This is a genomic window from Streptomyces sp. TAA040, from assembly GCF_000424845.1.
Genome location: NZ_AUKR01000006.1, coordinates 145304 through 164867, shown reverse-complemented (window position 1 = coordinate 164867; position 19564 = coordinate 145304). Strand labels below are relative to the sequence as shown.

General features: G+C 73.1%; 21 protein-coding genes. 10 read left to right on the top strand and 11 right to left on the bottom strand.

Annotated features, from left to right (window positions below):
• The first annotated feature begins 100 nt into the window (after positions 1 to 100).
• The gene (locus H300_RS0106455) at positions 101 to 1009 is read left to right on the top strand and encodes an aldehyde dehydrogenase family protein (protein WP_028426784.1); all 909 of its coding nucleotides are present in this window, start codon (positions 101 to 103) and stop codon (positions 1007 to 1009) included.
• Positions 1010 to 1085: 76 nt separating this feature from the next.
• Here H300_RS0106455 and H300_RS0106450 read toward each other — a convergent pair whose 3' ends face one another.
• Positions 1086 to 1496: an organic hydroperoxide resistance protein gene (locus H300_RS0106450; RefSeq protein ID WP_028426783.1), complete on the bottom strand. Its 411-nt coding sequence runs from the start codon at positions 1494 to 1496 to the stop codon at positions 1086 to 1088.
• 104 nt (positions 1497 to 1600) lie between these two features.
• Between H300_RS0106450 and H300_RS0106445 the strand changes: the two genes are divergently transcribed.
• Complete coding sequence (locus H300_RS0106445; protein WP_028426782.1) at positions 1601 to 2095, top strand: MarR family transcriptional regulator; 495 nt, start codon at positions 1601 to 1603, stop codon at positions 2093 to 2095.
• Positions 2096 to 2154: 59 nt separating this feature from the next.
• On the opposite strand, the gene H300_RS0106440 is transcribed toward H300_RS0106445, so the two are convergent.
• Positions 2155 to 2532, bottom strand: a complete 378-nt coding sequence (locus tag H300_RS0106440) for a hypothetical protein (protein WP_028426781.1) — start codon at positions 2530 to 2532, stop codon at positions 2155 to 2157.
• Between the two features lie 130 nt (positions 2533 to 2662).
• Here H300_RS0106440 and H300_RS0106435 point away from each other — a divergent pair, with 130 nt between their 5' ends.
• The gene (locus tag H300_RS0106435) at positions 2663 to 3301 is read left to right on the top strand and encodes a hypothetical protein (protein ID WP_028426780.1); all 639 of its coding nucleotides are present in this window, start codon (positions 2663 to 2665) and stop codon (positions 3299 to 3301) included.
• A 164-nt stretch (positions 3302 to 3465) separates the two neighbouring features.
• Here the strand turns inward: H300_RS0106435 and H300_RS0106430 are convergent, their stop codons facing one another.
• On the bottom strand, positions 3466 to 4275 hold the full coding sequence (locus H300_RS0106430) for a SigE family RNA polymerase sigma factor (protein ID WP_028426779.1): 810 nt from the start codon (positions 4273 to 4275) through the stop codon (positions 3466 to 3468).
• A 231-nt stretch (positions 4276 to 4506) separates the two neighbouring features.
• Between H300_RS0106430 and H300_RS0106425 the strand changes: the two genes are divergently transcribed.
• From H300_RS0106425 to H300_RS0106405, 5 genes are all read left to right on the top strand, one after another.
• Positions 4507 to 5184 carry a response regulator transcription factor gene (locus H300_RS0106425; RefSeq protein ID WP_199779142.1) on the top strand — a complete coding sequence of 226 codons (678 nt, stop codon included), beginning with the start codon at positions 4507 to 4509 and terminating at the stop codon, positions 5182 to 5184.
• Between the two features lie 49 nt (positions 5185 to 5233).
• The gene (locus tag H300_RS25305) at positions 5234 to 6769 is read left to right on the top strand and encodes an ATP-binding protein (protein WP_486583579.1); all 1536 of its coding nucleotides are present in this window, start codon (positions 5234 to 5236) and stop codon (positions 6767 to 6769) included.
• A complete protein-coding gene (locus H300_RS25300) occupies positions 6766 to 7404 on the top strand; it encodes a hypothetical protein (RefSeq protein ID WP_037979279.1) in 639 nt (212 codons plus the stop codon). Before H300_RS25305 ends, H300_RS25300 begins: the two co-directional genes overlap by 4 nt.
• A 157-nt stretch (positions 7405 to 7561) precedes the next feature.
• On the top strand, positions 7562 to 8317 hold the full coding sequence (locus H300_RS30925) for a VanZ family protein (RefSeq protein WP_158678328.1): 756 nt from the start codon (positions 7562 to 7564) through the stop codon (positions 8315 to 8317).
• A gap of 101 nt (positions 8318 to 8418) precedes the next feature.
• Positions 8419 to 8616 carry a PspC domain-containing protein gene (locus H300_RS0106405; protein ID WP_028426777.1) on the top strand — a complete coding sequence of 66 codons (198 nt, stop codon included), beginning with the start codon at positions 8419 to 8421 and terminating at the stop codon, positions 8614 to 8616.
• Positions 8617 to 8694: 78 nt separating this feature from the next.
• On the opposite strand, the gene H300_RS25290 is transcribed toward H300_RS0106405, so the two are convergent.
• Both H300_RS25290 and H300_RS0106395 read right to left on the bottom strand, forming a co-directional pair.
• Positions 8695 to 9078, bottom strand: coding sequence for a hypothetical protein (locus H300_RS25290; RefSeq protein WP_051269581.1), 384 nt, complete (start codon positions 9076 to 9078; stop codon positions 8695 to 8697).
• Positions 9079 to 9234: 156 nt separating this feature from the next.
• Positions 9235 to 10404 (bottom strand): adenosine deaminase, encoded by a 1170-nt coding sequence (locus H300_RS0106395; protein WP_028426776.1) that lies wholly within the window; start codon positions 10402 to 10404, stop codon positions 9235 to 9237.
• A gap of 154 nt (positions 10405 to 10558) precedes the next feature.
• Here H300_RS0106395 and H300_RS0106390 point away from each other — a divergent pair, with 154 nt between their 5' ends.
• Complete coding sequence (locus tag H300_RS0106390; RefSeq protein ID WP_028426775.1) at positions 10559 to 11311, top strand: alpha/beta hydrolase family protein; 753 nt, start codon at positions 10559 to 10561, stop codon at positions 11309 to 11311.
• A gap of 35 nt (positions 11312 to 11346) precedes the next feature.
• Here the strand turns inward: H300_RS0106390 and H300_RS0106385 are convergent, their stop codons facing one another.
• Positions 11347 to 12309 carry a LysR family transcriptional regulator gene (locus H300_RS0106385; RefSeq protein ID WP_028426774.1) on the bottom strand — a complete coding sequence of 321 codons (963 nt, stop codon included), beginning with the start codon at positions 12307 to 12309 and terminating at the stop codon, positions 11347 to 11349.
• 92 nt (positions 12310 to 12401) lie between these two features.
• Between H300_RS0106385 and H300_RS0106380 the strand changes: the two genes are divergently transcribed.
• On the top strand, positions 12402 to 13661 hold the full coding sequence (locus tag H300_RS0106380; RefSeq protein WP_028426773.1) for an MFS transporter: 1260 nt from the start codon (positions 12402 to 12404) through the stop codon (positions 13659 to 13661).
• A gap of 9 nt (positions 13662 to 13670) precedes the next feature.
• On the opposite strand, the gene H300_RS0106375 is transcribed toward H300_RS0106380, so the two are convergent.
• The 5 genes from H300_RS0106375 to H300_RS25285 all read right to left on the bottom strand — a co-directional run bounded on the left by H300_RS0106375 (position 13671) and on the right by H300_RS25285 (position 19394).
• Positions 13671 to 14939, bottom strand: coding sequence for a thymidine phosphorylase (locus tag H300_RS0106375; protein ID WP_028426772.1), 1269 nt, complete (start codon positions 14937 to 14939; stop codon positions 13671 to 13673).
• Between the two features lie 99 nt (positions 14940 to 15038).
• Complete coding sequence (locus H300_RS0106370) at positions 15039 to 15431, bottom strand: cytidine deaminase (RefSeq protein WP_028426771.1); 393 nt, start codon at positions 15429 to 15431, stop codon at positions 15039 to 15041.
• The gene (locus tag H300_RS0106365) at positions 15428 to 16690 is read right to left on the bottom strand and encodes an ABC transporter permease (protein ID WP_028426770.1); all 1263 of its coding nucleotides are present in this window, start codon (positions 16688 to 16690) and stop codon (positions 15428 to 15430) included. Before H300_RS0106365 ends, H300_RS0106370 begins: the two co-directional genes overlap by 4 nt.
• Complete coding sequence (locus H300_RS0106360) at positions 16687 to 17802, bottom strand: ABC transporter permease (RefSeq protein ID WP_028426769.1); 1116 nt, start codon at positions 17800 to 17802, stop codon at positions 16687 to 16689. The genes H300_RS0106365 and H300_RS0106360 overlap by 4 nt, the downstream gene beginning before the upstream one ends.
• Positions 17799 to 19394: an ABC transporter ATP-binding protein gene (locus tag H300_RS25285; protein WP_037979331.1), complete on the bottom strand. Its 1596-nt coding sequence runs from the start codon at positions 19392 to 19394 to the stop codon at positions 17799 to 17801. Before H300_RS25285 ends, H300_RS0106360 begins: the two co-directional genes overlap by 4 nt.
• Positions 19395 to 19564 lie beyond the last annotated feature (170 nt).

Below are 19564 nucleotides of genomic sequence, written 5' to 3'. Positions count from 1 at the left end.
GTCCGGCACGCAGGCGGGGCGGAAGCACGGCGGGGCCGGCAAGCAGGTCCGCGAGCAGACCGCCGCCGGACCCGGCGGGCAGCCCGCGGGGCCGGCCCGGCTGAGCGTGTGGAAGACCTACAAACTCTTCATCGGGGGCAAGTTCCCCCGGTCCGAGAGCGGGCGGGTGTACGAGGTGACCGACTCCACCGGCGCGCGGCCGGTCAACGTGCCATCGGCCTCGCGCAAGGACGCCAGGGACGCGGTGTCCGCGGCACGCAAGGCGTTCGGCGGCTGGTCCGGTGCCACCGCCTACAACCGCGGGCAGATCCTCTACCGGATCGCGGAGATGCTGGAGGACCGCCGCGAGCAGTTCGCCACCGAGGTGACGGCCGGTTCCGGGCTGTCGCGGACGGCCGCCGCCGAGCAGGTGGACGCGGCGATCGACCGGTGGGTCTGGTACGCGGGCTGGTCGGACAAGGTCACCCAGGTCGCGGGCGGTGCCAACCCCGTCGCGGGCCCCTTCCTCAACCTCTCGACCCCCGAGCCCACCGGTGTGGTGGCGGTACTGGCACCGCAGGCGGACACCGGGGAGAAGGGGGCGGACGCGGGACGGGCCGCGCTGCTCGGCCTGGTCTCGGTGATCGCCCCGGTGCTCGTCACCGGCAACACGGTCGTCGTGGTGGCGGCCGAGGACGCGCCGCTGCCCGCCCTGTCGCTGGCGGAGGTGCTGGCCACCTCGGACCTGCCCGGCGGGGTGGTCAACATCCTGTCCGGGAGGACGACCGAGCTCGGCCCGCCGCTCGCCGCGCACAGCGACGTGAACGCGATCGACCTGGCGGGGGCCCCCGACCCGGACGCGGCCCGGGAGTTGGAGGTCGCCGCCGCCGACAACCTCAAGCGGGTGCTGCGGCCGCGGCGGGTGGACTGGTCGGCCGACCCCGGGCTCGACCGGATGCTGGCGTTCCTGGAGACCAAGACGGTCTGGCACCCGACGGGCAGCCTGGGCGCGGGGGGTTCGTCCTACTGACGCGCCCCGCGGAAGGCCGACGGCCCCGCTCCCCCGCCGTCCGGGGAGCGGGGCCGTCGTACCGCCGGGGCGCCGGTCACTCGACGACGAGGCTGACGTCGATGTTGCCGCGGGTGGCCTTGGAGTACGGGCAGAGCTGGTGTGCCTTCTCGGCCAGCTCCCGGCCGGTGTCACCGGCCAGTTCCTCGGGCAGCTCCACCCGGATGACGACCGCCAGGCCGAAGCCGGTGCCGTCCTTGCCGATGCCCACCTCGGCGGTCACGGAGACGTCCTTGGTGTCGGCCTTCGCCTGCCGGCCGGCCATGCTCAGGGCGCTGGCGAAGCAGGCGGCGTAGCCGAGCGCGAAGAGCTGCTCGGGGTTGGTGCCCTCACCGTTGCCGCCCAGCTCTTTCGGAGGTGCCAGCGGGAGGTCGATCCGGCTGTCCGAGCTCACCGCCCGCCCCTCGCGTCCGTTCGCGGTACCGACGGCGGTGTAGAGCGCGTCCATGGAAACCATCCCTCTCCGGTCCTTCCGGTCCACGGGCTGCGAACCGACGCCAGAAGTGCATCACACAATTTAATTGCACACAACCAAGAGGTACACTTTCCTCCATGGAGAGCTCCACCACGCCCAGCGTCCCGGCCACCGAGCAGGAACTCCTCCGGCTCGACCTGCAGATCTGCTTCGCCCTGCACGCCGCGTCCCGGGCCTTCGGCTCCGTGTACCGCGGACTGCTCGGTGAACTGGGCCTCACCTACCCGCAGTACCTGGTGATGCTGGTCCTCTGGGAGGAGGGTGACATCCCCGTCAAGAAGCTCGGGGAGCGGCTCCGCCTCGACTCGGGGACGCTCTCCCCGCTGCTCAAGCGCCTGGAGGCCGCCGAGCTGGTGCAGCGGGAGCGCAGTACCCGGGACGAGCGCTCGGTCGTCGTCCACCTCACCTCCGCGGGCCGGGAACTACGCACCCGGGCGCTCGACGTCCCGCGGCAGGTCGGGGCGGCCACCGGCCTGGCGGTCCCCGACATGGCCGATCTCCGTAACCGGCTCACCGCACTGACCCGCACCCTGGACGCCTCCGCCGCACCGGGCGGCGACAGCCGCCCCTGACCGCGCACGTCCGCCCCCGGAACGGGCACTCCCGGGGGCGGACGTGCACGGGCGGACGATCAACCGCCCGGGAGCAGGCCGGTCACCTCGCCGGTCACCGGCAGCGAACCGAGCGTGCCGCCCTGGGTCACCGGGTCGGTCAGCGGGGCGGTACTGACGGGCGGGAAGTCCGCCACCTGGGTGCCGATCACGTTGTCCAGCGGGTCGACCCCGGTACCGGCCAACGGGTAGAGCTTGAGATCGGTGACGGGGGCGACGGCATAGCCGAGTGTCTCCACCGGACTGCCGGTGCTCACCACCTCGGCGGCCTGCGCGGAGCCCGCCCCGGCCAGCAGCGCGGCACCGGCGACGGAGAGCGAGAGACCGGCTCGCAGCACCCGGGGGTCGCGGGGGCGGGCGTGGCGGGCCTGTCGGGCGTGGCGGGACTGAGCGGCCATGAGGCACCTCTTCGTGGTTCGCTGCTCGGTGTGCTCGGGCGACCCCGCAGCGTAGTACCCCGCACCCGTTCGGGTCACGCGTCCGCCCGGGGGGTCACCCGGACAGCCGAATGCGCGAGAATGGCTTCCCGTGAACGACACCGCCCGCGTGATCCTGCTGACCGGCCCCTCCGGATCGGGAAAGTCCTCGCTAGCCGCCCGCGCCGGCCTCCCTGTGCTGCGGCTGGACGACTTCTACAAGGAGCGCGGCGACCCGACCCTCCCACTCGTCGCGGACGGCTCCGCCACCGACTGGGACGCCCCGCTGTCCTGGGACGCCGACGCCGCCGTCGCCGTGGTCCGCGCACTGTGCGCCACCGGACACGCGTCCGTCCCCGTGTACGACATCGCGAGCAGTTCCGTGACGGGCCGGACCTCCGTGGAACTGGGCGGCGCCGGCCTCTTCGTCGCCGAGGGCATCTTCGCCGCGGACATCGCCGGGCGCTGCGCACGGCTGGGGCTGCTCGCGGACGCCCTGTGCCTGCGGGGCCGGCCGTCCACCACCTTCCGCCGCCGCCTGCTGCGCGACGTGCGCGAGGGCCGCAAGTCCCTGTCCGTACTGGTGCGGCGCGGCTGGCGGCTGATGCGCACCGAACCGGCCATCGTCCGGCGTCACACGGAACTGGGCGCGCACCCCTGCCGCAAGCGTGAGGCGCTGGCCCGGATCGGGGCCGCCGCCGGCACGCCCCTCGGCACCCGCGAGGACGGCCGTCGGCGCGTCCGGCGCTGATTCCGCGCCTGCGGCCCGACGGCCGTACGCACGGACGGGCGGGTGCGGACCGACCCCCGGCCGTCCGCACCCGCCCGTGCCCCCCGTTTCCCCTGCTCCCCCTCGGACGGCCCCCGCTCCCCCCGCGCGGTGCCGCCGCTTCCCCCCGACTCCGGGTGGTGCCCTCAGGCGACCAGTTCCCCGAAGCACTCCTGCTGGTCACGGCCGAAGGCCAGGACCTCGTCGTCGCGCAGCCGCCGGAGCGACCGCCAGATGCTGCTCTTGACCGTGCCGACGCTGATGTCCAGCAGCTCGGCGATCTCCGGGTCGGTGCGGCCCTCGTAGTACCGCAGCACCAGCATGGTGCGCTGGGTCTCGGGCAGCCGCGCGAGCGCCTGCCAGAGCACGGTCCGCAGCTCGGTGCCGCGCATGGCGTCCTGGTCGTCGCCGGTGGGTGACTCCGGGAGCTCCTCGGTCGGGTACTCGTTGAGCTTCCGCCGGCGCCAGGCGCTGATGTGCAGGTTCGTCATGGTGCGGCGCAGGTAGCCGCCGACGGCCGCCTTGTCGCTGATCCGGTCCCAGGCCCGGTACGTCGAGAACAGCGCGCTCTGGAGCAGGTCCTCGGCGGCGAAGCGGTCACCCGTCAGGTGGTAGGCGGTGGCGTACAGGGCGGATCGGCGCTCCCGCACGTAGGCGGTGAACTCCGCCTCCGAGGAGAGAGCGGCCTCGGGCCGGGCACCGGCCGGGGTCGCGGCCCCGGCCGGCCCCGGAGGGGCGGCACCCGCCGCGGCCGTCGGGTCCCCCGCCCGCTCCGCGCGGTCGTCCCCGGGCAGCACCGCCGCGATGTGCGACAGGCGCGGCCGACCGGTGCCGCGAGTGCGGCTCCGCCCGCCCACCGCACCGGTCTTCTCCGCGTTCCGGGTCCCGGGAACCGAAACAGGGTGCGGACGCGTGTGAAGTACTGCGCTGGTGTGAGTTCCGTGCAGTGTGGTCATCTCGCGCCTCCCTCTGGAGCCAGCCCGTCGCTTGCCTTGTGCACACCACCCTGCCGGGCCAGTTTCATCAACCGGTCCCCTGACTGTCACAGCGGTGTCACAGCATGCACGGGCGTTCCGGTATGCCCGGCAGCCGTCCGAGCGTGCCACGAAGTGCCCGGAAGGAGCCCGGAGATGCCCGTACCGGGACACCGGTCGAAGTCCGGGGCCCCGATGGGCCAGAATGGCGCGGTGGCTTTCCTGTTGCTGATCGAGGACGACGACGCTGTCCGTACCGCCCTGGAGATGGGTCTCACCCGCCAGGGGCACCGCGTGGTGAGCGCCGCCTCCGGCGAGGACGGCCTCAGACTGCTGCGCGAGCAGCGCCCCGACCTGATCGTGCTGGACGTGATGCTGCCGGGCATCGACGGATTCGAGGTGTGCCGGCGCATCCGCCGCAACGACCAGCTCCCGATCATCCTGCTCACCGCGCGCAGCGACGACATCGACGTCGTGGTGGGGTTGGAGTCCGGCGCCGACGACTACGTGGTGAAGCCGGTGCAGGGCCGGGTGCTGGACGCCCGGATCCGGGCGGTGATGCGGCGCGGCGAGCGGGAGGCCAGCGACTCGGCCGCGTTCGGCAGCCTGGTCATCGACCGCTCGGCGATGACCGTCACCAAGAACGGCGAGGACCTCCAGCTCACCCCGACCGAACTGCGGCTGCTGCTGGAGCTGAGCCGCAGACCGGGCCAGGCGCTGTCCCGGCAGCAGTTGCTGCGGCTGGTGTGGGAGCACGACTACCTCGGCGACTCACGCCTGGTGGACGCCTGCGTACAGCGGCTGCGGGCAAAGGTCGAGAACGTGCCCTCGTCCCCGACCCTGATCCGCACCGTCCGCGGAGTGGGCTACCGCCTGGACACCCCCGCGTGAGCGGGACGGCCGTCGACGGGACGCAGCGGTGATCCGGCGGTTCCGCCGGGTGCGGAGCAAAATCGCCGAGGTGCTGCCCAGCCTGCGGCTGCGGCTGGTGGTCGTCTTCGCGCTGGTGGCGCTGACGGCGGCGGTCGCCGCCTCCGGCATCGCCTACTGGCTGAACCGGGACGCGGTCCTCACCCGGGCACAGAACGCCGCGCTGCACGACTTCCACCGCACGCTCGGGGACAACTCGGGCGGTCTGGCCCCGAACCCCACGTGCGACCAGTTGCAGGAGGCCGGCGACTCGATGGCCACCACTGCCCAGAACTACCAGGTGGTGCTGCTGGACCGGCAGGAGGACGGGCAGCGCTGCGCCGTCACCTCCGGGGGAGGCTTCTCGCTGGACGACGTGCCTGGCAAGCTCCAGGACGCGGTGAACGAGCGCCGCGAGGGGGAGGCCGGGAACGGCGCTCCGTACCACCTGTACTGGCAGCGGGTCATCAAGGGGGACACCCCTTACCTGGTGGCCGGGGCGACCGTGGTCGGCGGCGGACCCACCGGCTACATGCTCAAGTCGCTGGAGCCGGAGCGGGACGACCTGAACTCGCTCGCCTGGTCGCTGGCGATCGCCACCGGCCTGGCGCTGATCGGCTCCGTGCTGCTGGCACAGGCCGCCGCCTCCACCGTGCTGCGGCCGGTGCAGCGACTGGGCGACGCCGCCCGCCGGCTCGGCGAGGGAAAGCTGGACACCCGCCTCCAGGTCACCGGTGGAGACGAGCTGGCCGAACTGTCCCGGACGTTCAACGGCGCCGCAGCCTCGCTGGAGGAGCGGGTCGCGGAGCTCAGCGCCCGCGAGCAGGCCAGCCGCCGCTTCGTCGCCGACATGTCGCACGAGCTACGGACCCCACTGACCGCGATCTCCGCGGTGAGCGAGGTGCTGGAGGACGAGCAGGACAACCTCGACCCGATGATCGCCCCGGCGGTGCACCTGGTCGTGAGCGAAACCCGGCGGCTGAACGACCTGGTGGAGAACCTGATGGAGGTCACCCGCTTCGACGCGGGAACCGCCAGGCTCGTGCTCGACCACGTGGACGTCGCCGACCAGGTGACCGCCTGCATCGACGCACGGGCCTGGCTGGACGCGGTGCACCTGGACGCCGACCGCGGCATCATGGCGCGGCTCGACCCGCGCCGGTTGGACGTGATCCTGGCCAACCTGATCGGCAACGCGCTCAAGCACGGCGGCTCGCCGGTGCGGGTGTCGGTGCGCACCGGGGGCGAGGAGCTGACCATCGAGGTCGCCGACCGCGGACCCGGCATCCCCGGGGAGGTGCTGCCGCACGTGTTCGACCGGTTCTACAAGGCCAGCGCCTCCCGCCCGCGTTCCGAGGGCAGCGGCCTGGGGCTGTCGATCGCGCTGGAGAACGCCCACATCCACGGCGGCGAGATCACCGCGCGCAACGCCGCGGAGGGCGGGGCGGAGTTCACGCTCCGCCTCCCCCGGGACAGCGGCCCGCCGCACGACGGGGAGGACGCCGAGGAGGGCGGGCACGGCGACGGCACGGACCGGGCCGCCGCCCGCGAGGGGGAGAACCGGTGAACCGACGCGGAGGCAACCGCCGTGCACGGGCCGCGGCGCTCGGTCCGACCGCCCTCGTCCTGGCTCTGGCCGGTTGCGGCATCAGAGCCACCGAGATCCCCGTCGACGACGGCCCCGCTCCGACCCGGGTCGCCTGCGCGGTGCCCGGCGGGGCCGGCGAACCGGCCGACGACCGCACCCGCATCCGGGTGTCCCTGGTGTGCAGCTCCCGGGTGGCCGACGTGCGCCGGCCGCTGGCACTGCCGCGCGGCGACTCCGCCGCGGACCGGCTGGCCGTCGCGCGCGCCCTGCTGGACGAGCTGCGGCGCGACCCCGACCCGGCGGAGAAGCAGGCCGGGTTCAGCACGGCCGTCCCGCCGGAGCTGCGGATATCCGGCCCGCTGGAGCACGACGACCCGCGTACGCTCCGGCTGAACCGGCGGATCGACCAGCTCCCCTCGTTCGCCCTGGGCCAGTTGGTGTGCACCCTCGCGGATTCCACGGTGGCCGACTCCCGGGGGCGGGTCCAGCTGGGTGGGCCCGCCGACGACCCCGCCCGCCCTGTCCTGCGGTACGACTGCAACACCGCGCTGCGGACGGCCGTCCAGGCCGCCGAGAGCGCGGGCGAGCCGGCCAGCGCCACCTCCGCCCCCTGACCCCCGGCGCCGTCGGGCCGTCGCGGCTCCGGGGGCGTTCCGTCCCGGTGGCGCAGTCCCGGCCTCCCCGCGGGGTGGCGCGGTTCCGGGGCGGACGGTGGCGAAGATTGGCGGATTGCCGGGAACCGGTCTCCCGCGGTGCGGCGTCCTCCTCTGCGTGCAGCGTCATCGTCTCGGCGGTAGTGCCGCCACCCGGGTCCGTGCGGCAGGGCTGGTGGCGCTGTCGGGCTACCTGCTGTTCATCGGCTGGCTGACGCTGCGACCGCTGACGGTCCCCTGGGTGGACGCTGCCAGCGTCGAACTCTTCGCCACCATCGAACGCGAACTGGCCCGCGGCCCGCGTGCCGCGCTGCACAGTCTGGGCGGTGAACTGCTGCTCCTCGCGCCGCTGGGCGCGCTGCTGCCGCTGGCCTCGGGGAGGTGTGGCTCCCGTCTGGGCTCCTTCGTCCGCACCGCGCTGACCACGGCGCTCCTGGCCATCGGCCTGGAGGCGCTGCGCTCGGCCGTGCCGGGCCAGATGGTGAACGTCGACACCGTGCTGCTCAACGTCGTCGGGGCGGCCGCGGCCCACCTGCTGCTGTACCCGACGGTGCGGCTCCTGCTCCGCCGCCGGTTCGCGACCCCCGCAGCCGGAGGCGGGGACGCGCCGGGGGGCGGTGAATCCGCTGCGCCGGGGGGCGTACGCGTCCCGCCGCCCGGACCGGCGTCGCCGATCGGGCCGCCGGCTCCCGGGCGACCGCCGGCCCTGGCAACGGGTGGTCCGGCCGCCCCGGCGCCGGGGCACGCCTGCCCGGCCCCCGGTGCGGGAACGGTGGCGCCGGTCCGCACCCTTCGGGGTCGGACCCGGAGACCCTACGGGGTCGATGTCGCTCCTCGGGCCGACGCCTCGGGAAGTCGTTCGCCCTACGTTTGACGCACGGGGACGGCCGATCGGTACGGCCCCTTGCGGATTGCGAGATCCGGGCGGGGGAACCCGCTTCGGCGTCCGCACCCCGTCAGACAAGGAGTATTCCCATGGCCGCACTATCCCGCTCCCGCGAGGACCGGATGATCGCAGGTGTGTGCGCCGGGCTGGCCCGCCGTTTCGGGACCTCGGCGACCACGGTGCGGATCATTTTCCTGGCGTCCTGCCTGCTTCCGGGCCCGCAGTTCCTGCTCTACCTCGCCCTGTGGGTGCTGCTGCCCCAGGACAGCACGCGCAGCGCCTGGTGACCGTGCTCGACCGGGCCCGCCACCGCCGGCGGCCGGTGTCCGGGCAGGTGGGCCCGGACACCGGCCGCGGTGCTCTGCTCAGAGCGGAAGACCGCCAATGGGCAGACCGCCCTGCGTGAGGCCGTCGGTCGGGAGCCCGCCCTGCGTGAGCGGGTCGGTGGGGAGGTTCACGCTGCTCAGCGCGCCGCCCGCGACGGGGACCCCGCCGAGCAGCTCGGCCACCGGGCCGCTGGGGCCAGTGGCGTCGGCCTCCTCCAGCGAGCCGCGGGTGGCGGCGGCGGCGAACGCGGCGTTCCCCGGGAGGTCGAGCACCGAGTCCTCGACGCTCATGGTCTCGGTGTTCGCCGCCACCTGCTGGAAGGCGTCGGCCGGCCCGGCTGCGGCGGCGCTGCCGGCGGCAGCGACGGCGACGACCGCACCGAAGGCGGTGACCCCGAGGGCCCTGGTGGTTCCCTGCTTCATTTCGGCTACGTCCTCACGTGGTGGCTCGGAAAGCTCACCGAACGTAGCCGCCCCCGGCGGCCCGCCGCAAACACCCGAGGGCTTTCCCACCGCATCGGGCCACGGCCCTCCGCTTTCCCCGGACGGTGTCTCGAATGTCCGCCGCTCCCCCGGACCTCAGTTCCGGTAAAGGGAGGAGTCGCCGGTCGAGGCGCGTTCGGCGGCGGTGTGCCGGAACAGCCACTGCGCTTTCAGTTCCGCGTATCCGGGCTTGATCACGTCGTTGATCATTGCCAGGCGCTCATCAAAAGGAATGAAAGCGGATTTCATCGCATTGACGGTGAACCACTGCATGTCGTCGAGGGTGTAGTGGAAGGTCCGCACCAGGTGCTCGAACTCCGTGCTCATGCTGGTCCCGCTCATCAGCCGGTTGTCGGTGTTCACCGTCGCCCGGAAGCGCAGCCTGCGGAGCAACCCGATCGGGTGGTCGGCGTAGGAGGCCGCGGCACCGGTCTGGAGGTTGGAACTGGGGCACAGCTCCAGCGGGATCCGCTTGTCCCGGACGTAGGCGGCCAGCCGGCCCAGCTCCACCGAGCCGTCCTCGGCCACTTTGATGTCGTCGATGATCCGGACGCCGTGCCCGAGCCGGTCCGCACCGCACCACTGGAGGGCCTGCCAGATCGACGGCAGCCCGAACGCCTCGCCCGCGTGGATGGTGAAGTGGTTGTTCTCGCGCTTGAGGTACTCGAAGGCGTCCAGGTGGCGGGTGGGAGGGAAGCCCGCCTCGGCGCCGGCGATGTCGAAGCCGACGACGCCGCGGTCCCGGAAGCGGTTGGCCAGCTCCGCGATCTCCAGGGCCCTGGCCGCGTGCCGCATCGCGGTGAGCAGCGCGCCGACCCTGATCCGGCGGCCCTTCCCGGCCGCCCGGCGCTCCCCCTCGCGGAAGCCCTCGTTGACGGCGTGCACCACCTCTTCGAGGGTGAGTCCGCCCTCCAGGTGTTGCTCGGGGGCGTAGCGGACCTCCGCGTACACCACGCCGTCGGCGGCGAGGTCCTCCGCGCACTCCGCGGCGACCCGGACCAGCGCGTCGCGGGTCTGCATCACGGCGCAGGTGTGCGCGAAGGTTTCGAGGTAGCGCTCCAGCGAGCCGGAGTCCGCGGCCGCGCGGAACCAGGTGCCCAGGGCCTCGGCGTCCGACTCGGGCAGTGCGGTGTAGCCGCCCTCCGCAGCCAGCTCGACGACGGTGGCCGGCCGGAGGCCGCCGTCCAGGTGGTCGTGCAGCAGCACCTTGGGCGCGCTGCGGATGTGCTCCGGTGAAGGCTGATGCCTGAGGGTCTCGCTCGTCATCTCCTTACTCTAATACTACGCGCGTAGACGCACCACCCCGACACCCTCCGTGATCCGGGCCCCGGGCCCCTTCCACCGGCGCACCCGGGCCTTCGATACCGAAAGGTGACGCCCGGCACCTGCCGTGCACCGCCGCTTCTGCCATCGTTCTCCCGTGACTCAGCATGCGCCGGCCGGGCGGGACGCCCGGCTCGGACGGCCGATCGGCACGTCCGCCACCGAAGACGGAACGGTCCACGGGGTCGTCCTGCTGCTGCCCGGCGGGGTGCCCGACTCGCTCCGGCGCAGTTCCCCGCTGACCGCGGCGGCGCTCCGGCCGCTGGCCCGCACCCTGGTGCGGGCCGCACCGGACGCGCCGCTGGTGGCGCACGTGGTGCACTACCGCTACCGCGGCTGGAACGGCGAGGCCGCCCACCCGGTCGCCGACACCGCCTGGGCACTGGACGAGATCGGGCGGCGCTACGGGGAGGTCCCGGTGTGCCTGGTCGGGACGGACCTGGGGGCCCGTGCGGCACTGCGCGCCGCGAGCCATCCGGCGGTCCACGCGGTGCTGGCGCTGGGTCCGTGGCTGCCGGAGACCGGCGAGGAGCCCGTCCGGCAGCTGATCGGCCGCCAGGTCCTCCTCGTGCACGGCACCGACGACCGCCGGACCGCGCCGGAGCTCTCCTACCGGCTCGCGGAACGCGCCAAGAAGGCCGACGCACGGGTGTGCCGCTTCGAGGTGCACAGCGACCGGCACGGGTTGCGGCAGCGGCGGGAGGACGTCGCCGCGCTGGCGGCGGACTTCGTCCGGGGCACGCTCTGCGGGCAGGACTTCACCCGCCCACTGCGGGACGCCCTGGCCGCTCCCCCGCCGCTGGGCCTGCGGATGCCGCTGGCCACCGGGTTCGGCCGCCCACCGCGCTGACCGCCCGACGGCGCCCGGCACCCCCGTGCGGGGGCTCAGGCCAGCAGGTGGCCGCGGCGGCCGAGCAGGAACCGCTTGAACGCGGCCACCGGAGGTGTGTCGGGGTGCCCCTCCAGCCAGGCGAGCCCGATCTCCCGGACCGCACGGGGCGCCGAGACGGCGAGTTCGCGCACCCCCGGCCGGGAGACAGTGGGCGGAGGCAGCAGAGCTACCCCGAGACCTGCCGCGACGAGTCCCCGCAGGGTCTCCGCCTCCTCGCCCTCGAAGGCGATGCGCGGTTTGAACCCCGCCTCCGCGCACAGCGCGTCGAAGATCCGGCGCATGCCGTAGCCCGGCTCCAGGGTGATGAACTGCTCCTCCGCCGCCTCCGCCAGCCGGACCCGCCTGCGTCCGGCCAGCCGGTGGTCGTCCGGCACCACCAGCCGCAGCCGCTGCTCGTCCAGCCGGCGGACCACCAGGCCGGGCTCGTCGGGAACCGGCGAGGTCAGGCACAGGTCCAGGTCACCGCCGCGCAGCCGTTCCAGCATCGCCTCCCCGTAGCTCTGCACCAGGGAGAAACGCACCCGGGGGTGCTCGGCGCGGAAGGCGCGGATGAGCCCGGGGACCGTCTCGGGGCCGAGGGTGTGCAGGAAGCCGAAGGCGACCTTGCCGGTGGCCGGGTCGGCGTCCGCGCGCACCGCCTCGGCGGCCTGCTCCACCGAGGCGAGGGCCCGCTCGACCGAGGCGAGGAAAGCGCGCCCGGCCGGGGTGAGCGAGACCGTGCGGCCGTGCCGGGCGAGCAGCGCCACCCCGAGGTCGGCCTCCAGCCCGGCCATCGCCCGGCTCAGGGTGGACTGCGGGACGCCGAGCTCCCCGGCGGCCCTGGTGATGTGCTCGTGCCGGGCCACGGCGACGAACCGGGCCAGCCTCGGGGTCAGCAGGGCCGCCCAGGAGCCGGCGTCGATCTCGGCGCTGCGCGGTGTTGCCGGGATGTCATTCCTGTTGCCGGGCGATGACACAGTGACCTCTCACCTGTACTTATGCACGGGCGCATGAATACGTCGCATTTTGTGCATTGGACGCATGAGGCGGGGCACTTTACCTTCGAAACATGCCTTCCGTCGATACCGGGGCACCTGTCGGCACGGGTGCCTCCCTTCCGTCGTCCCCGCCCGGCGCTCCGGGCGGCAACCGCCGGATCAACCTCGCGCTGTTCGCCCTCGGCCTGGCCGCTTTCGCGCTGCTGTTCTCCACCCAGGCCCTGCTCCCGGCACTCTCCGCCGACTTCGGCGTGACCCCCGGCCGGGCGAGCTGGACGATCTCCGCCGCGACACTGGCGCTGGCCGTGTCCGTGCTGCCGCTGAGCATGCTCTCCGAGCGGTTCGGACGGCGGCGGCTGATGACCGTCTCGGTGACGGTGGCGGTCGGTGTCGCGCTGCTCCAGCCGCTGGCCCCCAACCTGGAGGTGCTGGTCGCCCTCCGCGCGGTGCAGGGGGCCGCGATCGCGGGCGTCCCCGCCTCGGCGATGGCCTACCTGTCCGAGGAGCTGCGTCCGAAGGCGCTGGTCGGCGCGATCGGGCTGTTCGTGGCCGGCAACAGCGTCGGCGGCATGAGCGGGCGCATCCTCACCGGATGGGTGGCCGAGGGCTGGGGATGGCGGACCGCGCTGCTGGCCGTGGCGGTGCTCGCCCTGCTCTGCGCCGCGGCCTTCCGGCTGCTCGCCCCGGCCGCCCGGAACTTCACCCCCGCGCCGCTGGCCCCCCGGGCGCTGGCCGCGACGGTCCGGGGCCACCTCGCCGAACCGCTGCTGCGGCGCCTGTACGCGATCGGCATGCTCTTCATGGTGGTCTTCGGCGCCGTCTACACCGTGATCGGCTACCGACTGGTCGCGGAGCCCTTCGGGCTCTCCCAGGGCCTGGTGGGCTCGATCTTCGTCATCTACCTGGTGGGCACCGGCAGCTCGGCGGCGGCCGGACGGCTGGTCGGCCGACTCGGCAGGCGCGGCACCCTCCACCTCGCGATCGGCACGACGGCGGGCGGGCTGCTGCTGAGCCTGGCCGACTCCGTCGCCGCGGTGGTCGCCGGGCTGGTGTTGATCACCGCGGGCTTCTTCGCCGGCCACGCCACCGCGTCCTCCTCCGTGAGCCGCACCGCCACCACCGGCAGGGCGCAGGCATCCGCGCTCTACCAGATGGCCTACTACCTGGGCAGCTCGGTCGGCGGCACGGCGGGCGCCCTCGCCTTCCACGCCGCCGGGTGGGGCGCGACGGTGGCGGTGGCGCTCGTCGCGCTCACTGCCGCCGGCGGCATCACGGTGCACGCCACCCGCCGGGCGACCGCCGCGCAGCGGCTCGCCGCCGCCGCGGGCTGAGCCCCGCCGTCAGGCGATGCGGTCCAGCACGATCGGGGCGGGGGTGTGCGCGCCGCCGATCCCCGCCGCACCCTCCAGCGCCTCCAGCGCGTACGCGAAGGCGTCCGGGGTGTCGGTGTGCAGGGTCATCAGCGGCTCGCCGGCGGCGACCTGCTCGCCGGGCTTGGCGTGCAGCTCCACACCGGCCCCGGCCTGCACCGGGTCCTCCTTGCGGGCCCGGCCGGCTCCCAGCCGCCAGGCGGCGACGCCGACGGCGTAGGCGTCCAGCCGGCTGAGCACGCCGGAGGCCGGCGCCGCCACCACGTGCCGCTCCCGGGCGACCGGCAGCTCGGCGTCCGGGTCGCCGCCCTGCGCTGTGATCATCCGCCGCCAGTGGTCCATCGCGGAGCCGTCGGCCAGCGCCTTCGCGGGGTCGGCGTCCGGGAGCCCGGCCGCGTCGAGCATCTCCCTGGCCAGCGCCAGGGTCAGTTCGACAACGTCCGCCGGTCCGCCGCCTGCCAGCACCTCGACCGACTCGCGGACCTCCAGGGCGTTGCCCGCGGTGCGCCCGAGCGGCGTGGACATGTCGGTGAGCAGCGCGACGGTCCGCACGGCGTGGTCGGTACCGAGCCCGACCATGGTGCGCGCCAGCTCACGGGCGTCGTCCAGGTTCTTCATGAACGCGCCGGAGCCCACCTTGACGTCGAGCACCAACGAGCCGGTGCCCTCGGCGATCTTCTTGGACATGATCGAGCTGGCGATGAGCGGGATCGCCTCGACCGTGCCCGTGACGTCGCGGAGCGCGTACAGCTTCCTGTCCGCTGGGGCGAGTCCGTCGCCGGCCGCGCAGACGACCGCGCCGACGTCGCGCAGGACGGCCATCATCTCCTCGTTGGCGAGCAGCGCCCGCCAGCCCGGGATGGATTCCAGCTTGTCCAGGGTGCCCCCGGTGTGGCCCAGGCCCCGGCCCGAGAGCTGCGGGACGGCGGCGCCGCAGGCGGCCACCAGCGGGGCCAGCGGCAGAGTGATCTTGTCGCCCACTCCGCCGGTGGAGTGCTTGTCGGCCGTCGGCCGCGGCAGCGCGGTGAAGTCCATCCGCTCGCCGCTGGCGATCATCGCGGCGGTCCAGCGGGCGATCTCGCCCCGATCCATCCCGTTCAGCAGGATGGCCATCGCCAGCGCGGACATCTGCTCGTCGGCCACCGCGCCCCGGGTGTAGGCGTCGATGACCCAGTCGATCTGCTCGGGGACGAGCGCCAGCCCGTCGCGCTTGGCGCGGATGACGGAGATCGCATCCATGGGACTCCTCGTGTCGGACGTGCGGTGGGGCGGGGCGTACAGGTGGGGCAGGACGTGCGGGGGTACGGGGAGGTGTGCGGACCGGGCGGGCGCCCCGGGTCAGCGTGCGAGGTCGGCGCTGCCGAAGGCGTCCGGCAGCAGCTCCGCCATCGGCCGGACACCGCTCGCGGTGTCCACCAGCAGCTTCGGGCCGCCGTGCTCCCACAGCAACTGGCGGCACCGGCCGCACGGCATCAGCACCTCGCCGTTGCGGTCGCAGCAGGTGAAGTGGGTCAGCAGGCCACCGCCGCCGGACACCAGCTCGGACACCAGCCCGCACTCGGCGCACAGTGCCACCCCGTAGGCGGCGTTCTCCACGTTGCAGCCGGTCACGGTGCGCCCGTCGTCGACCAGGGCCGCCGCACCCACCGGGAACCCGGAGTAGGGAGCGTAGGCCCGGGACATCGCGTCCCGGGCCCGCTCGCGGAGCGCCGTCCAGTCCGGGACGGTCACTTCCCCTCGCCCTTCCGGTACGGCTTGCCGTTGGCCTTGGGCATGCGCAACCGCTGCGCCGACAGGGCGAGCACCAGCAGGGTGGCGACGTACGGCGCCGCGCTGACGAACTGACTGGGCACGGCCTCGGCCGCCTGGTAGAAGGCGAAGAGCACCAGTGCGGTGCCACCGGCGGCGAACGCCGTCAGGTACTTCTTGCGGTAGATCTCCCAGGCGCAGGCCAGGGCGATGAGGAGGGCCAGCAGCAGGAGCAGCGCGTGCACGTTCTGGCCTCCGCCGCGGAGGTTGAGGCTGTCCGTGTAGCCGAAGAGTCCCGCGCCCAGTGCCATTCCGCCGGGCATCCAGTTACCGAAGATCATGGCGGCGAGGCCGATGTAGCCCCGGTTGCCCGTCTGGCCCTCCTGGTAGATGTTCGACGCCACCTCGGCCAGGAAGACACCGCCCAGCCCGGCGCATCCGCCCGAGATCATCACCGCCAGGTACTTGTACCGGTAGACGTTGACCCCGAGCGACTCGGCGGCGATCGGGTTCTCCCCGCAGGAGCGCAGCCGCAGGCCGAAGGCGGTGTGCCAGAGCACCCACCAGGTCAGCGGGATCAGCGACAGCGCCACGACGGTGAGCAGCGACAGGTTCGTGGTGACGCCGCCGACGAACCCGGCCAGGTCGGAGACGAAGAACCAGTGCTTCCCGTTCAGCGTCCGCATGGCGTCCGACAGCCAGGGGACAGTGATGCTGGCGATGTCCTCGATGGGGGGCGACTGCTTCACCGTTCCCCCCTCCATCTCGGCGAAGGTGAAGCTCGACAGGTAGCGCGTGGCACCCACCGCCAGGACGTTGATGGCGACGCCGGAGACGATGTGGTTGACGCCGAAGCCGACGGTGGCGATCGCGTGCACGAGGCCGCCCAGCGCGCCACCTACCACGCCGAGGACCACACCGGCCCAGGGACCCCACTGCACACCGGCCCAGGCGCCGAACCAGCTGCCGAGGATCATCATGCCTTCGAGGCCGATGTTGATGACGCCCGCGCGCTCCGCCCACACGCCGCCGAGGCCGGCGAGGCCGATCGGTACGGCGAGGCGCAGCGCAGTGGACACCTGGCCGACGGAGGAGATGCCGTGGGCGCCGGTGATCACCCGGACGGCGGCGAAGAGGAAGAGACCGGCGGCGAGGACGAGCATCCACTCCGCGAGGGTGAGCTTACGGCGACCGGCCGGTCGGGCTGCGGTTGCGGCCGGCTTGGTGAGAGCGGTGCTCATGCCGAGGCCTCCTTGCGGGCTTGCTGACCGTTGTGGGCGGCTGCGGCCAGCTCTTCGCCGACCTTCTGCTGCTGCCGGCGGACCCCGTACCGGCGGACGGACTCGTAGGAGATGACCACGGCGATCACGATCAGGCCCTGCATGATCGTCGCGATCTCCTTCTCGTAGCCGTTGTAGTCGAGGGTCGCCGAGGCCTTGTCCAGGAAGGCGATCAGCAGGGCTCCGAAGGCGATGCCGATCGGGTGGTTCCGGCCGAGCAGCGCGATGGTGATGCCGGTGAACCCGACCCCGGCGGGGAAGTCGAGGCTGTAGGTGTGCGAGTCGCCCAGCAGGACGGGCATCCCGGCGAGGCCGGCGACGGCCCCGGAGAGCGCCATGCTGTTGAACACCATCCGCTTGGCGTCGACGCCGCTGGCGGCGGCGGCGCTCTGGCTGGCCCCGGTGGCGCGGAGGTCGAAGCCGAAGCGGGTGCGGCCCAGCACCAGCCAGTAGACGAAGCCGCAGAGGGCGGCGACGAGGATGAACCCGTGGATCTCCCCGGCGTCGCCGAGGTCGAAGCCGGGGAACCAGCCGGACTCGTCGATGATCCCGGTGTTGAGGTTGTTGCCGACCTGCTGGCCGAACTGGGCGGGCAGGATCAGCCAGGCGATCAGGCTGGTGGCGATCGCGTTGAGCATGATCGTCGCGACGACCTCGCTGACCCCCCGGGTCGTCTTCAGCAGACCGGCGATCCCGGCCCAGAAGGCGCCGACCAGCATGGCGACCAGCAGGATCAGCGCGATGTGGAGCGGGCCGGGGAGCGTCACGGACGCGCCGACCAGGGCCGCCGTCATGGCGGCCAGCCGGTACTGGCCGTCCACACCGATGTTGAAGAGGTTCATCCGGAAGCCGATGGCAACCGAGAGCGCCGCGAGGTAGTAGGTCGTGGCCTGGTTGACGATCAGCACCTGGATGTCGGCGTTCGCCGTGTACTCCACCATCAGCACGTACGGCTCGACCGGGTTGCGCCCGGAGAGCAGCAGGACGGCCGAGGTGAGCAGCACCGCCACGCCGATGGCCAGTACCGGGCCGCCGACCGCCAGGAGCAGCCGGTCCTTGTCGAACTTCTTCATCGTTCCTCTCCCCCAGCGTCCCGCGGACCGTCGGTGGCTTCGTCCGCGGACGTGTGCTCCAGGTGGCCGCCGGCCGCGCCGGTCATGGCCGAGCCCAGTTCCTCCGGCGTCACGGTGGCCGGGTCCGCGTCCGCGACCAGCCGGCCGCGGTACATGACGCGGAGGGTGTCCGAGAGTCCGATCAGCTCGTCCAGGTCGGCGGAGATCAGCAGCACCGCCAGCCCTTCCCGGCGGGCCTCCCGGATCTGGTCCCAGATCTGCGCCTGGGCGCCGACGTCCACACCCCGGGTGGGGTGGGCGGCGATCAGGAACCGCGGGTGGTGACTCATCTCCCGGCCGACGATCAGCTTCTGCTGGTTGCCCCCGGAGAGCGAGCCCGCGGTGACCTCGATACCGGGGGTGCGCACGTCGTACTCCTCGACGATGCGCCCGGTGTCGGCTTTGGCGGCCTTGAGGTCGAGCCAGAAGCCCTTGCTGTTGGGCTTCTCGCCGACGTGGCCGAGGATACGGTTCTCCCAGAGCGGCGCGTCCAGCAGCAGACCGTGCCGGTGGCGGTCCTCGGGGATGTAGCCGATCCCGCCCTCGCGGCGGCGGCGGGTGGCCCAGCCGGTGATGTCCTGCTCGCCGAGCACGAGGGTCCCGCTGTCCGGGTGCCGGGTGCCGATCAGGGTCTCGATCAGCTCGGTCTGCCCGTTGCCCTCCACCCCGGCCAGGCCCAGCACCTCGCCGGCGTGGAGCGTGAAGGTGATGCCGTCGAGTACGGTCCGGGTCCCGTGGTCGGCGTCCCGCTGGTTGAGCGTGAGGCCGTCCACCCGGAGCATCGGCGTCTCGGTGACGGTCGACTCCCGGGTCTCCGGGGTGGGGAGCTCGCTTCCCACCATCAGCTCGGCGAGCTGCTTGGCCGTGACGTCGGCCGGCGCGACGGACGACACGGTGGTCCCGCGGCGGATCACCGTGATCTCGTCGGCGACCGCCAGAACCTCGCCGAGTTTGTGGGAGATGAAGAGGACGGTGAGGCCCTCCGCCTTGAGTTCCCTGAGGTTGGCGAAGAGCGCCTCCACCTCCTGCGGCACCAGGACCGCGGTGGGCTCGTCGAGGATCAGAGTGCGGGCGCCGCGGAAGAGCACCTTGAGGATCTCCACGCGCTGCCGGTCCGCGACCCCCAGGTCCTCCACCAGCGCGTCGGGGCGGACGCCGAGGCCGTAGGCCTCGGAGATCTCCTCGATGCGACGCCTGGCGCGGCCGCCGATCCCGTACAGCGACTCGCTGCCCAGGACGGTGTTCTCCAGCACGGTGAGGTTGTCGGCCAGCATGAAGTGCTGGTGGACCATCCCGATGCCCCGGGCGATGGCGTCACCGGGGTCGGCGAAGGTGACGGGCTCCCCCTCGACGGTGATCGTCCCCTCGTCCGGCTTCTGCATGCCGTAGAGGATCTTCATCAGGGTGGACTTGCCCGCGCCGTTCTCACCGACGACGGCGTGCACGGTCCCGGTGCGTACGGACAGATGGACGTCGTGGTTGGCCACGACGCCGGGGAAGCGTTTGGTGATCCCTGCCAGGGCGACGGCCGGCGGGCTGCTTGACGCGTTGATGGTGACTCTCCTCGGGGCTAAGGAGTCGCTCGGAAGTACCTGCCGGGGCTGCGGGGGGGGGAGCCGCCGGGGACCCGGGTGGGCGAGGGTGACGCTACCGTGCCCGACAGGCACTACGCGCGTAGAGCGGTGGGCCGTGGACGGGCCCGTTCCGTACAGCGGGTTCCTCC